Origin of the sequence: Empedobacter brevis (assembly GCF_965118635.1) — a bacterium.
Classification (GTDB): domain Bacteria; phylum Bacteroidota; class Bacteroidia; order Flavobacteriales; family Weeksellaceae; genus Empedobacter; species Empedobacter brevis_A.
Genome location: NZ_CBCPHV010000002.1, coordinates 158428 through 172602, shown reverse-complemented (window position 1 = coordinate 172602; position 14175 = coordinate 158428). Strand labels below are relative to the sequence as shown.

Genomic DNA, 14175 nt, shown 5'->3' with positions numbered 1-14175 from the left:
AATAGATGACGAAAGTCGTCAACAAATAATCTGCAACATTCTAATGTGAATATTGAGCAAATACAATTTTGGAAAGTAAAGCAGAAGTTTGCTTATTCATTCCAACAAATAAAGGTCTTATATTTTCTTTAATTGTTTGCATTTCTTTTCTGTGGTTATCTCAAATATAGAAACATTTTTTGATTGTACAAAATACACTCTAAAAAAATGCTTTTTAAGACTTATTTTCAATACCTTTAATAAAAGTACCTAAATGAAAATTAATCAAATCTTTACAATACTTTTTATAGTATTATTCTCTATTTATACAAAAGCACAAGAAACTAAATTCAGTATTAATAAACCTTTTAAAGAAGTCGTAAGTTTAGTTTCTAATTTTAATAATGATTTTACGCCCACTGATAGAATTGGTGAAGCTGTTGCATCAGAAAATGAATTTAAAACTACTATTTCTTTAGAGAAATTAAAGGTTGATAAAGATTCTGAATACTTTAGTTTAGCGTATAAAAAACCTTCAGAAGAGATGCAATTTATTAAAGAAGCAAAGTGGGAAGTTTCTATAAATGGCAATCCAAATAATTCAACAGAAGTTAAAGTTAAACTATCATCAATAGAACCTGATATAGAATCTAAAAAAATTATTGATACTAAAAAATCAAAATCTACAGGGAAACTTGAAGAAGAAATAAAAACATATTTAACAAATAATAATTACACAATAAATGAAAGTACAGATAGTCTTGTAAGTGATTATTCAGAAGAATTTGACATTAGTGATATACCAGATCAGTTTGAATTTAAAGAACTTGAAAAACTTGAATCGAAAATATTAAAGAAGTTATTCAAAAATGATTTTATAAAACTTCCTGCAAACAAAGAATATTTCACTAAAATTATAGGAACTGATCCTAAAGAATTGTATTGTGAAGCCTGTAAAGATGATAAATACTGGAGTTGGGATTTTGATGATTTCAACTTAATTTATGGATTTATGAAAGATAGTAAGCCGTTTTATGCAATTCAGTATTATGGAGAAGATGCAGTTTCTGGTTTACCTTTTAATGTTGTTTTCAATGAGACTTCTATGACAGAATGTAAAAATATTTTTGCTCGATATAATGCACAATGGTACCAAAATGTTGGAGACGAAGAATCTGATAATACGGCAAAATTTAATGTTGAATTCAAAAAAGGGAATGATAATATCCAATTTGAATTTATTAATCAATCCTTAAAAAGATTATTAGTTTACAAAGAATAATTCTTTTTAATTGGTTTAATTTTAATAATGTAAACCCCTACTTCTAGCGATAAATTTAGTTTTGAAAATGAGTTAAATTTGAAATCTTAACCAAATTACAATGAAAAAATATCAATTTATATTATTAGTCGGAATAGCATTATTATTTTCTACTTGTAAAAAGAAAGAAGAAAATATAAAAACAAAAACTGAATCAAGCATTTTAAACAATAATTTAGACACTAAAAAGCAAGATTCTATCTCAAAAGTTGACTCTATAACTGTTGTGAAAGAAAACAAAATTGATAAAGAAAACGAACCAAAAATTACAAAGCAAGAAGTTCCTAAAATAAAAAATAAAGTAATAAACAAAAAACCTATTTCTAAGCAGGTTAATGAAACAGAAAAAGAAGTTGCACCTACAGTTCAGCCTAATGCAATCGTTAATAATCAAACCTTTACTAAAGCTCCTATTTATCCTGGTTGTGAAGAACAAGCGAAAATAAGTAACTACGACGCAATGTCATGTTTATCATATAAAATATCGAATGATTTAAAAAATAATTTACAACGCTTTGCGAATAATGCTGCAAAAAATAATATTTATGGGTTAATAAGCACGAAATTAAACTTTACTATTGATACAAACGGAAAGATTACTAATATTTCATCCGAAGGTGATAAAGATTTAGGTGATGCTTCTAAAAAGTCTTTCGAAAAGCTCATCGATAGGTTACAAAAAGAAAATAAACTAATCATCCCAGCATTAGATCAAAATAATAATAAAGTTGAAGTAAAATACACGATTCCAATAAAGATAAAAATTGAATAAACTAAATTCCCTATTATTAGTGATTGTGTGATGTATTTGGCAAACTAAATTTGTACGTATAAAAACATAAACATTATGAAAAAGAATTTATTTGCAATTTTAGCTATTTCTGCCTTCGTTTTCACTTCTTGTAAGAATGAAAAAAAAGATTCTCAAACTGATATTGAAAATGTTGAAGCAAAAAACAACGAAACTGGAAATGATTCAGGAGAAGCTATTTCTACTTCAAATTTGTTAGCTGATGTTACTTTATTAAACAAAGCTGAAAAGGAATTGAAGGAATTACCAAAATTCAAAGGAAAAGATATTAAAGTATTTCAACAAGTTTATTTTTACGAAGATGGAAGAATAAAATTAGCTATTCAAGATCCAGAAAAATCAGAAAACGTCGATGAATATTTGTTTCAAAATGGAAAATGGCAAGAACCACAACCAGTTCAGATTTCTGGAGGAGGAAGCATGGATGACAATGTTTTTCCTTTAAGCGATATCAAATTTGAAACTGTTGCAAATATCAACAAACAAGTTCAAGACAAATCGAAAGATATTGAAGGTGCACAACCTTTAACAGCTCTTTATTATGCAATGAATCCTGCTACAGGAGAATTAAGATGGATGGCAAGTGTTGAAGGAACAAGAGGCAACTATACAGGAATGTTTAATGCAGACGGAACTTTAAAATCATTTGATCAAAATTAATTTATATAACATAAAAAACCTTGAAAATTCAAGGTTTTTTTATGTTTATACAATAAGTAAAGCGACTTCTTTTAATTTTTCTGCTTGTTTTGAATAGATAAAAAGTTCAAAATCGGTTTGTACTTTTTCTTCAAAGTTTTCTTTCATTTTTTGATAAGAAACTCCTTTCGGACTTTCTTTCAAATACTGAATAAAATCAATCAACCATTCTCCTATTTCTTTCTCCACAACTATTTCGAGATAATCTTGTTTTGTATGAAATTGTAAAACAGCATTCTCAAAAGTTTTTCCTTTCTTGGTTTTAGTAACAAATTCTATTTGAGGCTTTCCTCCTAACCAAACTATTTTCTGATTTGGTTTATGTGTAACAAATAATTCATTATTCAAAACCGCTTCTATGTAGTTTGGTTGAATAGATGTTCTTGGTACTTTAAAATCGAACCATTCATTTAAAGATAATTCAAAACCAACTCCGTGCATATAATTGAACAAAGATTTCTTTAATCCATACGAAAATTGATCATGAATTAAACCAGATTTTTCTTCGTGAACCATATCATTATTCGCAAAAGTTCCTAATTCGGTGCTATGATTAATCACTTGATATTTTTCAGGATTCAAACCAACTGGACTATGAGCTGTCATTGCAAATTGATGCCAAAATCCGGATTGAAGAATTTGCAATTCAAACATTTGACGAACCATTTCCAAACTATCAATCGTTTCTTGTTTTGTTTGTGTTGGAAAACCATACATCAAATAAGCATGTACCATAATTCCAGCTTCGGTAAAATTTCGATTCACAACCGCTACTTGTTCCACTGTTACACCTTTATCAATCAATTTTAATAATCGATCTGAAGCAACTTCCAAACCGCCAGACACAGCAATACAACCAGAAGCTTTCAATAATCGGCATAAATCATACGTAAAACTTTTCTCAAAACGAATATTTGTCCACCAAGTTACGGTTAATTTTCTTCGAAGAATTTCTAAAGCTACTTCTCGCATTAATGCTGGAGGAGCAGCTTCGTCAACAAAATGAAATCCTGTATTTTGAGTTGTTTCAATCAACTCCTCCATTCGATCAACAATTTGTTTTGCTGCAATTGGCTCATAAATTTTGATATAATCTAACGAAATATCACAAAATGTACATTTTCCCCAATAACAACCATGCGCCATCGTCAACTTATTCCAACGTCCATCACTCCACAAACGATGCATAGGATTGACAATTTCGATTACAGAAATATATTGATCCAATTTGATATCTGTATAATCTGGCGTTCCCACTTCGCTGAATTTATAATCGCGAATTGTTTGATTATTAATATAAGAAACTTGATTATTTTGAAGAGCAAAAGTTCTTTTTAAATCAGAAATTTCAACTTCTTTATTAATATATTTTAATAATTGTTCGGTTGGTGCTTCACCATCATCCAACGTAATGAAATCGAAAAATTCAAAAACGCGCGAATCACTTAAAGATCGCAACTCTGTATTTGGAAAACCACCGCCCATATCCACAACAATTTCTGGATAATTTGTTTTGATATATTGTGCACAACGAAAAGCTGAATATAAATTCCCAGGAAAAGGAACCGAAAAACCAATCATTTTTGGATTCGTTTTTTGAATTAATTTTTCTAATTCAGAAAGCGTAATTTTATCAATATAAGTTGGTTCTTTTTGTAATGCTTCATACAGTTCGTCAAAAGAATTTGCCGATCTTCCCAAACGTTCGGCATAACGAGAGAAACCAAAATTTTCATCAACCGTTTCAATAATTAAATCCGATAAATCTTCTAAATACAATGTTGCCAAATGTTTCGCTTTATCTTGAAAAGACATTGAACCAAAAGCCCATTCTAAATCTTCTATTTCAGCAAAACGAGAAGCTTCTGGTAAATATCCATCTTGAATAATAGAATCTGCCAAGGTTGAATTTTTGCCTTGTAAAAATCGAATAACAGGATCTATTGTAGCGATATATTCATCGCATAACATCACCATTCTTTTACTATTATCACCTAATTCAATCTCTTGATTTTGAATAAATTCAAACAATTCAATTAAACCTTTTCTAGAAAATAATTGTAAGATTACATCTAAACCTAAATCTGCTTGAAATGTTGAATATGAAAGTGTGTTTAAAAATCCTTTTAAGTAAACTGTTCCTGGATAAGGTGTATTTAATTGTGTGAAAGGTGGCGTGATTAATAAAAGATCCGTTTTCAATCGTTGAAATTTGTTGCAAAAATACGCATTGATAAAAGAAAATTTTCAGTTTTCAGGAATTATTTTTCAGATTAAAAATATCATCAAATAACCTCAACTTTCTTTTGTTGAATAATCTTTTAGCTTATAAGTAATTTTAAAGAATTGATACTAAAATAGTACTTTAAAAAGATTATTTTTGATTAAAATTTAACCATTGAATCATTTATTTAAAGTTGCATTAAGTTGGATAAAGAAAGAATCGAAAACAACTTCTTCAACTAGAATTTACACAAAAAGTCATTCCATTTCGATTGAAGGAAAAGCTGATTTGGAAGTTTCTGCTGCAAAAGCATTTAAAGGCGATCCAAATTTATATAATCCCGAGGATTTATTGTTAAGTAGTTTGACTTCTTGCCATATGATGTCTTATCTATATTGTTGTGCGCAAAATAAAATTGATATCCTTTCTTATAGCGATCATTCGGAAGCCACATTGCAAGTAAATGCTGATGGAAGTGGAAAGATTATAAAAGTGGATTTGTTTCCAAAAGTCATTATTGCTGATGCAACACAAATAGATTTGGCTCTTTCACTTCATAAAAAGGCAAACGAATTATGTTTCATTGCGAATTCATGCAATTTCCCTGTTTATCACTATGCTGAATGTAAAGCAAAATAAAACCGAGATAAACTCGGTTTTATTTAATTTGTTATTTTTTTAGCTACAATTTCTCTTTCAAGAATTGAGCTGTATAAGATTCATTTATTTTTATCACTTCTTCTGGAGTTCCTTCTGCAACTAAATAACCTCCTTTCTTTCCTCCTTCTGGACCAAGATCTATTACCCAATCGGCGACTTTTATAATATCCATATTGTGCTCGATTACAAAAACAGAATGTCCCAAATCAATCAAAGCACGTAAAGCTTTAATTAATTTCTGAATATCATGAAAATGTAAACCTGTAGAAGGCTCATCGAAAATAAACAAGATTTTGTTTGTCGTTTCTCCTTTCGTTAAAAAGTAAGCCAACTTTACACGCTGCGCTTCTCCACCAGAAAGTGTATTAGACGATTGTCCAAGTTTTACATAACCCAAACCAACTTTTTGTAAAGGTTCTAATTTTTCGACAATTTTATTTTGTTGATGTTCTCTGAAAAAAGCAATAGCATCGTCTATTGTTAAATTTAGAATATCTGAAATAGATTTTCCCTCGAATTTAACTTCTAAAATTTCTTTCTTGAAACGTTCGCCATGACAATCTTCACAAACCAATTCCACATCTGCCATAAACTGCATTTCAATGGTAATTGTTCCTTCTCCTTTACATGTATCACAACGGCCGCCATCTACATTAAACGAAAAATGTTTTGGTTGAAATCCCATGACTTTACTTGCTTTTTGCGAAGCGAATAAATTTCGGATATCATCATAAGCTTTTACATAAGTTACTGGATTGGAACGCGAAGATTTTCCGATTGGATTTTGATCAATTAATTCAATTCCTTCCAATTGTTTAAGATCTCCAATTAGTTCATCAAAATCACCAATTTTATTTCCGAAAATTTCAAAATGACGCTGAACAGCAGGAACTAAGATATCTTTCATCAAAGTAGATTTTCCAGAACCTGAAACTCCTGTAATAACAGTTAATTGATTTAGAGGAAATTTAACATCAATATTTTTCAGATTGTTTTCTCTTGCTCCTATAATTTTTAAATAGTTTTTAGATTTTAAACGATTTTTAGGAACTTCAATCTCTAACTTTCCATTCAAATATTTCGATGTTAATGTATCTGCTTTTAATAATTCATCATATGTTCCTTCAAAAACGACTTCTCCTCCATTTGTTCCAGCTTCCGGACCAATATCTATGATATAATCTGCAGCTTTCATAATATCTTCGTCGTGTTCTACCACAATAACTGTATTACCTAAATCGCGTAAGCGTTGTAAAATTGTAATAAATTTTTCTGTATCGCGCGAATGTAATCCAATCGAAGGTTCGTCTAAAACATACATAGAACCAACCAAACTACTTCCTAAAGAAGTTGCTAAATTGATACGTTGAGATTCTCCACCAGATAAAGTATTCGAAGCTCTATTTAATGTTAAATATTCTAAACCAACATCTAATAAAAAAGTTAATCGTGATTTAATTTCATAAATAATACGATTTGCTATTTGTTGATCATATTCATTAAATTTAATACTTGTAAAGAAATCATTCAATTCATTCAATGGCAAATCGACCAAATCATTTATTGATTTGCCTGCAATTTTTACGTAATTTGTTTCCTTGCGCAAACGCTTTCCTTTGCAAGTAGGACAAGTTGTTTTTCCTCTGTAACGAGACAACATAACACGATATTGAATTTTGTAGGTATTTTCTTCAACCATTTTAAAGAAACCATTCAATCCTTCCCAATCTTTATCTCCACTCCACAAATAATCCTTTTGTTCTTCAGTTAATTCAAAATATGGTTTATGTATTGGAAAATCTACTTTTTGAGATAATTTAATAAAATGATTTTTCCATTCGCTCATCTTCTCACCTTTCCAAGCTACAACTGCATCTTCATATATTGATAACGATTTATTTGGAACAACAAGATTTTCTTCAATTCCAATAACTTTTCCATAACCTTCACAAGTAGGACAAGCTCCATAAGGATTATTGAAACTAAAGAAATGAATCGTTGGAACGTTAAAAATTAAACCATCTGATTCGAATTTATTTGAAAAATATTTTACAGAATTATTTTCGACATTAACAACAGCTATTTCTCCTTTTCCTTCGAAAAACGCCGTTTCTATAGAATCTGCTAATCGATGATAAAACGATTCTTCGTCTTCAGTTGGCAATGCGATTCTATCAATTACGAGATGAACATCATTTTCTGGTTGAGGTTCGAAATTAAATGAAATTAAATCCTCAATTTTCACTTGATTTCCATCAACATTCAAACGTGTAAAACCTTGTTGTTGAAGAATATTCAAATGTTCTGAGAAAGTACGTTCTTCAGGAACAACCAATTTTATTTGAAGAATAAATTTAGTTTCAGCAGCAAAAGTTTTCAAATAATCAACCACATCTGTTACGGAATCTTTTTGAACTAATTCTCCTGTAATTGGCGAATATGTTTTTCCGATACGAGCATACAACAATTTTAAATAATCGTAAACTTCCGTTGTTGTTCCAACTGTAGATCTAGGATTCGTCGAATTTACTTTTTGCTGAATAGCAATTGCTGGAGCAATTCCTTTTATATAATCAACCTGAGGTTTATCTAATTTTCCTAAAAACTGGCGCGCATAAGAAGATAAACTTTCAACATAACGACGTTGACCTTCTGCATACAACGTATCAAAAGCCAAAGTAGATTTTCCAGAACCTGACATTCCAGTAATCACAACCAATTTATTTTTTGGTATTGCTAAATCAATGTTTTTTAAGTTGTGCAATTTTGCACCTTTAATCAGAATAAACTCTTTCGGATCAAGTAGATTGATATCTTTTTTCATCGTTTTGCAAAGTTAAGTCATTTTAGAAAGTTAAACTTAATTGCAACAAAAAAACATCATAAAATAATGGTAGAAAATATAAAAGCGCGTTGACTAGTCAACACGCTTTTTTAATAAAAAAATAAAAATTTATTCCTGAAATAATAAATAATTTTCGTTATCCAATTTTTGATATCCTACATCGTATACATAAAAAATTATGCCATTTTTTGAATCATCTACATTAGTAATATATTTGAAATCAAAGTTTCTTAAACTCAATTCATTTTTATTTACTGAACGAGTTCCTTCATCTAATAAAGTTTTTAATATACGATTATTCTTTCTTAATCTGTTGTTTATATTTCGAACAATTTCAACTTTGTCGCGATTAAGATTATTGTTGTAAGAATTTCGACAAAAGTCGTTACAAAATTTTTTGTCTTTTCTACCAAATAATGTTTGGTTACATTGCAGGCATGTATTCATAAGATAGTTATATAGGTTGAGTACACAAATATATAAAAAGATATCCAATTTACAAATACTTAACATTGCTTCTGTTTTCTTCAAATCAAACTCTGAAATATTTGAATAATGTTTATCATATTTATTATTTTTGTTTAAATTATATTGATTTTGAAAATTTTAAACAAACTACCCGACCCTTTTATTCTATTTTTATTTATTGCTATTATCGTTGCATATTTCTTTCCCAATATTAGTTTATGGTCTTACAAATCTATTGATCTAAATACGATAATAAACATTGGTGTTATTTTAGTTTTCTTTTTTTATGGGTTAAAACTTAATTGGAAAGAAGTTTTCAAGGATTTAATAAATTGGAAAATGCATCTTTTGATTCAATCCATTACATTTATTTTCTTCCCATTACTTGTTTTGCTTTTTTATCCTTTGGTGAAGATTTATCCCATTTATATTACCTTTTACATTGCAATATTTTATTTAGCTGCTTTGCCAAGTACTGTTTCTTCTTCTGTTGTAATGGTTTCTATTGCAAAGGGAAATATACCAAGTGCTATTTTTAATGCGAGTATTTCTGGGTTAATTGGTATTGTTGTTACGCCGCTTTGGATGAGTTTGTTCTTATCAAAAAGTAATGGTGATTTTAATTTATTAGAAACTTTTTTGGATTTGGTGTTTAAAATTATTTTACCCGTTTTTGTTGGTGCACTTCTACAACCATATTTAGGAATTTTTTATAATAAATACAAAAAGCAATTTGGGAATTTAGATAAACTTACCATTATACTTATTGTTTACAATAGTTTTAGTCATACTTTTTTGGACGGATTATTTACTAAAATAGGCGTTCTTCCAATATTGGCTGTTTCTGTTATTGTAATTGCTTTATTTTTCTTCTTTTTCTATCTTTCTAAATGGATTGCTAAGAAGATGAAATTTAATCGAGAAGATGACATTACAATTCAATTTTGTTCGACTAAAAAATCATTGGTTCATGGTTCGGTAATTGCTGCTGTTATTTTTACAGGTGATATCGGCATTTATTTGATTCCGATTATGCTTTATCACACTTTTCAATTAATTTATATCAGTTATATCGCCAACCAATATGCTAAAGAAATTGAATAAAACTTATCTAAGTTTCCTTATTTTTCTAATTCAAATCATTCTATTTTCTATTTTATTTTCAATAGAAAGCGTTAATGATTTTGTAATTAATTATTTTACATTTCCCATTTCTGCGTTTATTGCGAAAATAACCAATTCAGTAAATTTTCCAATAGGCGAATTATTTTATTTATCGATTGGAATAATCGCTTTTGTATTGATTTTTAAATTGATTCGTAGCATTTTTATAACCAAAGAAAAAATTTCGCATTCAGTATTTCTTATCATGATTTTTGTTAATTGCATCTACTTTGTTTACACATTTTCTTGGGGCGTTATGTACAAAAAAGAAACATTAACCATCGATAAAAAAGAAATTGTTATTCAACCCAAAATTCTAAAAGAAATTTATTGCAACGAACTTGATAAAGCTATATCAGCAAGGAATTTAATTGAAAGTAATGATTCAACAACAACTATAAAATTCAAATCGAATTTAGAAGATTATAATCAAGATTTTTTTGCTTTACAAGCTCAAATAAGAGATGTGAAATGGTTGAAAAATTATCGTTTATTAAAAGATTCGCATTATAAATTATCTTGGATTTCGGAGATGCAAAATTATATGGGAATTTTAGGTTATTATAATCCTTTCACAGTTGAAGCAAATTTGAATAAATACAACACAAATCTGAAACAACCTGCTACACTTTTTCACGAATATGGACATCAAATGGGATTTGCATCAGAAAGTGAAGCTAATTTTTTGGCTTATTATTTAGGAACAAAATCCAATAATCCTGAAATAAATTATTCGGTTTATTACAAAAGTATTTATACGCTCTTAGGAGCGATTTATAAATCTGATCCTTATTTTGTAAAAATGGAATTGGATAATATGTATTCAAAAATTAAACAAGATCGAAAAGCAGAAATAAAGTATTATTTGAAATATGAAGGCAAAACAAGTGATACTTTTTCTGAATTGAATAATCAATTTCTGAAGGCGAATAATCAAGAAGGAACAATAAGTTATAGCAAATATGTAGAATTGATTTACTTGTTTTATCAAACAAAAAAAGCAACGAATTAATCGTTGCTTTTCTATTATAATAGAGTTTTAAAATTTCAATTATTTAAAATTGATTCTTCCTCCAGCAATTTTTTTCTGATTACGTTGATCTGGATTTCCATAAATATCAATCACTCCTCCTGCTCTTGTTTTAGCATCAACAGATTTTTCTGCACGACCTTCAATTACTCCACCCGCATTTGTTGTGAAACTTGCTGTATCAGAATTCAATGTTTTTGAGTAATATTTTCCGCCAGAATTAGCAATTACAGTTTGAAATTCAGCATCACCTTTCAAAATAACTTCTGCTCCAGAGTTTATTTTAACTTCTAATTTTGATGTTTTAACTGGTAATTTGATTGATGAACCTTCGTTAGATGTTAAATACAATGATTGTGCTTTTACAACATCATCTGAATATATGCGAGATCCTTGACTTGCCTGAATTTCGTACAACGATTTGTAATAAACCTTAACAGAAGCTTCTCCTCCTTGCATCAATTTTGTTCCAGTCATTTTCAATCTCAGTTCTCCTTTATTATTTTCAACTTGAATGTCACTTGCGTTAATTCCATCCAATTCTACTAAATTTTTATTTGAAGAAATTAATTCAACTGGAATTTTATCATAAACTTTTAAGATATTAAAATCTCCGATATTTATTTCTTCTTGAGCAAATGCAAAAGATGAACATAATAAAGCTACTGCTGATAAAACAATATTTTTCATAAAAAAAGTTTTCTAATTTGGCATGAATTTAAACAAATTTCAAACCAAAAAAGAAAACTTAAGTTATTTTTAAAGTATATTGTTAAAATTATTTAGCTCCTGCAGCTGTTAATTCTGCAATACGTACAATAATTTCTGTTGCTTTTTCCATAGATTCTACAGGCACATATTCGTAAGGCCCGTGGAAGTTATGTCCTCCTGCAAAAATGTTAGGACAAGGTAATCCCATAAAAGATAAACGAGCACCATCTGTACCACCACGAATTGGTTTGATGTTTGGTGTAACTCCACAATCTTTCAAAGCTTGTTCAGCAATTTCAACAGATTGGAATTTCTCTTTTACTTTCTCAATCATATTAAAATATTGATCCGAAACTTCTGCAGTAATTACTTCATGATCAAAACGCTCTTGAATATCTGCTGCAATTTGTAAGAATAAAGCTTTGCGCGCTTCGTATTGTTCCATATCATGATCACGAATAATGTAAACCATTTTCGCTTCTGTAACATTTCCTGTAATTTTAGCTAAATGGAAAAATCCATCGCGTCCTTCAGTTAATTCAGGAACTTCGTCATTTGGTAATTGAGCCGCAAATTCTAATGCAATATTCGATGCATTAATCATTTTATCTTTTGCATAACCTGGATGAACAGATTTACCTTTAATTGTAACGATTCCTGAAGCAGCATTGAAGTTTTCGTATTCTAATTCTCCAATTTCAGAACCATCCATTGTGTAACCCCATTCTGCACCAAATTTCTCAACATTAAAGAAATCTGCTCCACGTCCTACTTCTTCATCAGGCGTGAAACCAATAGCGATACGTCCGTGTTTAATTTCTGGATGAGCGATCAAATATTCGGCTGCCGTAACAATTTCTGCAACACCAGCTTTATCATCAGCTCCTAATAATGTTGTACCATCTGTAGTGATGATTGTTTGTCCTTTGTATTGTAATAATTCTGGAAATTCGTTAGGAGATAAAAACATTGATTCATTCAATTTTAAATCTCCACCATCATAATTTTCCCAAATTTGTGGTTTTACATTTTCTCCAGAAAAGTCTGGTGATGTATCCATATGAGAAACAAAACCAATTGTAGGAACAGCATAATCTACTGTAGAAGGAACATAACCGAAAACATATCCATTTTCGTCAATCGAAACATCTTCTAAACCAATTTGTTTCAATTCTTCTACTAAATAATTTGCTAAATCCCATTGACGATCTGTACTTGGAAATTTATCTAAGAAAGCTTCACTTTCAGTATAAGTTTTAACGTATTTCAAAAAGCGTGTTACTAACTTTTCTCTCCATTCTGTTTGCATTGCGTTTTAATTTTTGTCAAAATTACTAAATTATCTACCTTTAAGGCGCAAATAAACCAAAAAAATGAGTGACGTTACTTTTAAAATTATTGAATGTCCGCGGGATGCTATGCAGGGACGTAAAGATTTTATACCAACTGATAAAAAGATTGATTACTTAAATCGATTATTAACTGTTGGTTTTGAGGCTATAGATTGTGGAAGTTTTGTTTCGCCAAAAGCAATTCCTCAAATGGCTGATACGAAAGAAGTTTTAGACAATATTGATAAAACCAATTCGAGATCAAAATTATCTGTTGTTGTCGCTAATAAAAGTGGCGCAATGAAAGCTGCTGAACATGAAAAAGTAGATATTATTGGATTTCCATTTTCTATTTCAGAAAACTTTCAGCAATTCAATACCAATAAAAGCCGAGAAGAAGCGTTTGAAATGGTAAAAGAGATCAAACAAATTGCAAATGACAATGGAAAACATATGCTAATTTATCTTTCTATGGCTTTTGGAAATCCTTATGGAGAAACTTGGAATGAAGAAATCGTGAAACAATGGTCAAAAAAAATGGCTGATATTGGCATTTCATCTATTAATTTGTCTGATACAATCGGAATTGCAGATGAACAAACAATTGTAGATTTGTTTCAAAATTTGATTCCGCATTATCCAGAAATAGAATTTGGAGCTCATTTTCATACTGTTTATAACGAATGGCATTCTAAAGTAAAAGCTGCTTATGATAATGGTTGTCGTCGTTTTGACGGTGCGATAAAAGGCTTAGGAGGATGCCCAATGTCAAAAAGTGATATGGTTGGAAATATGCCAACCGAAAAGCTAATTAGTTTCGCAAATGAGCATAAAGAAAAACATGGATTAAATCTTTTTGATTTCGAATCTGCATGGAATGTTTCATTGAGAACATTTGATTTAGTTTAATCTTAACAATAAACTAAATAATC

12 protein-coding genes are annotated in these 14175 nt (G+C 29.5%); 7 read left to right on the top strand and 5 right to left on the bottom strand.

Annotation, left to right across the window (positions count from 1 at the left end; all coding sequences use genetic code 11):
* Window positions 1-253 precede the first annotated feature (253 nt).
* The 3 genes from ACMHJW_RS03130 (at window position 254) to ACMHJW_RS03120 (ending at window position 2771) form a co-directional block, all read left to right on the top strand.
* Window positions 254-1261 carry a hypothetical protein gene (locus ACMHJW_RS03130; protein WP_413531962.1) on the top strand — a complete coding sequence of 336 codons (1008 nt, stop codon included), beginning with the start codon at window positions 254-256 and terminating at the stop codon, window positions 1259-1261.
* A 100-nt stretch (window positions 1262-1361) separates the two neighbouring features.
* Window positions 1362-2072, top strand: a complete 711-nt coding sequence (locus tag ACMHJW_RS03125; RefSeq protein ID WP_413531961.1) for a hypothetical protein — start codon at window positions 1362-1364, stop codon at window positions 2070-2072.
* A gap of 75 nt (window positions 2073-2147) precedes the next feature.
* Window positions 2148-2771, top strand: a complete 624-nt coding sequence (locus ACMHJW_RS03120) for a hypothetical protein (protein ID WP_413531960.1) — start codon at window positions 2148-2150, stop codon at window positions 2769-2771.
* A gap of 45 nt (window positions 2772-2816) precedes the next feature.
* On the opposite strand, the gene ACMHJW_RS03115 is transcribed toward ACMHJW_RS03120, so the two are convergent.
* Window positions 2817-5012: a B12-binding domain-containing radical SAM protein gene (locus tag ACMHJW_RS03115; RefSeq protein WP_413531959.1), complete on the bottom strand. Its 2196-nt coding sequence runs from the start codon at window positions 5010-5012 to the stop codon at window positions 2817-2819.
* A 196-nt stretch (window positions 5013-5208) separates the two neighbouring features.
* On the opposite strand from ACMHJW_RS03115, the gene ACMHJW_RS03110 reads away from it, so the two are divergent.
* On the top strand, window positions 5209-5673 hold the full coding sequence (locus tag ACMHJW_RS03110; protein ID WP_413531958.1) for an OsmC family protein: 465 nt from the start codon (window positions 5209-5211) through the stop codon (window positions 5671-5673).
* A gap of 43 nt (window positions 5674-5716) precedes the next feature.
* On the opposite strand, the gene uvrA is transcribed toward ACMHJW_RS03110, so the two are convergent.
* Both uvrA and ACMHJW_RS03100 read right to left on the bottom strand, forming a co-directional pair.
* Window positions 5717-8518 (bottom strand): excinuclease ABC subunit UvrA, encoded by a 2802-nt coding sequence (gene uvrA / locus ACMHJW_RS03105; protein ID WP_413531957.1) that lies wholly within the window; start codon window positions 8516-8518, stop codon window positions 5717-5719.
* A gap of 129 nt (window positions 8519-8647) precedes the next feature.
* Window positions 8648-8986 carry a hypothetical protein gene (locus ACMHJW_RS03100; RefSeq protein ID WP_413531956.1) on the bottom strand — a complete coding sequence of 113 codons (339 nt, stop codon included), beginning with the start codon at window positions 8984-8986 and terminating at the stop codon, window positions 8648-8650.
* Window positions 8987-9136: 150 nt separating this feature from the next.
* Between ACMHJW_RS03100 and ACMHJW_RS03095 the strand changes: the two genes are divergently transcribed.
* Together ACMHJW_RS03095 and ACMHJW_RS03090 are read left to right on the top strand one after the other, a co-directional pair.
* A complete protein-coding gene (locus ACMHJW_RS03095; protein ID WP_413531955.1) occupies window positions 9137-10111 on the top strand; it encodes a bile acid:sodium symporter family protein in 975 nt (324 codons plus the stop codon).
* Window positions 10092-11183: a DUF3810 family protein gene (locus tag ACMHJW_RS03090; RefSeq protein ID WP_413531954.1), complete on the top strand. Its 1092-nt coding sequence runs from the start codon at window positions 10092-10094 to the stop codon at window positions 11181-11183. The genes ACMHJW_RS03095 and ACMHJW_RS03090 overlap by 20 nt, the downstream gene beginning before the upstream one ends.
* Before the next feature lie 39 nt (window positions 11184-11222).
* Here ACMHJW_RS03090 and ACMHJW_RS03085 read toward each other — a convergent pair whose 3' ends face one another.
* A complete protein-coding gene (locus tag ACMHJW_RS03085) occupies window positions 11223-11891 on the bottom strand; it encodes a GIN domain-containing protein (RefSeq protein ID WP_413531953.1) in 669 nt (222 codons plus the stop codon).
* A gap of 88 nt (window positions 11892-11979) precedes the next feature.
* Window positions 11980-13221: a peptidase T gene (pepT, locus tag ACMHJW_RS03080; protein WP_413531952.1), complete on the bottom strand. Its 1242-nt coding sequence runs from the start codon at window positions 13219-13221 to the stop codon at window positions 11980-11982.
* A gap of 64 nt (window positions 13222-13285) precedes the next feature.
* On the opposite strand from pepT, the gene ACMHJW_RS03075 reads away from it, so the two are divergent.
* A complete protein-coding gene (locus tag ACMHJW_RS03075; protein ID WP_413531951.1) occupies window positions 13286-14152 on the top strand; it encodes a hydroxymethylglutaryl-CoA lyase in 867 nt (288 codons plus the stop codon).
* Window positions 14153-14175: the final 23 nt, after the last annotated feature.

Excerpts from the sequence above, each read along its gene's own strand:
- ACMHJW_RS03130 (WP_413531962.1), top strand. The coding sequence starts at position 254 with ATGAAAATTAATCAAATCTTTACAATACTTTTTATAGTATTATTCTCT.
- ACMHJW_RS03125 (WP_413531961.1), top strand. The coding sequence starts at position 1,362 with ATGAAAAAATATCAATTTATATTATTAGTCGGAATAGCATTATTATTT.
- ACMHJW_RS03120 (WP_413531960.1), top strand. The coding sequence starts at position 2,148 with ATGAAAAAGAATTTATTTGCAATTTTAGCTATTTCTGCCTTCGTTTTC.
- uvrA (WP_413531957.1), bottom strand. The coding sequence starts at position 8,518 with ATGAAAAAAGATATCAATCTACTTGATCCGAAAGAGTTTATTCTGATT.
- ACMHJW_RS03100 (WP_413531956.1), bottom strand. The coding sequence starts at position 8,986 with ATGAATACATGCCTGCAATGTAACCAAACATTATTTGGTAGAAAAGAC.
- ACMHJW_RS03090 (WP_413531954.1), top strand. The coding sequence starts at position 10,092 with ATGCTAAAGAAATTGAATAAAACTTATCTAAGTTTCCTTATTTTTCTA.
- ACMHJW_RS03085 (WP_413531953.1), bottom strand. The coding sequence starts at position 11,891 with ATGAAAAATATTGTTTTATCAGCAGTAGCTTTATTATGTTCATCTTTT.
- pepT (WP_413531952.1), bottom strand. The coding sequence starts at position 13,221 with ATGCAAACAGAATGGAGAGAAAAGTTAGTAACACGCTTTTTGAAATAC.
- ACMHJW_RS03075 (WP_413531951.1), top strand. The coding sequence starts at position 13,286 with ATGAGTGACGTTACTTTTAAAATTATTGAATGTCCGCGGGATGCTATG.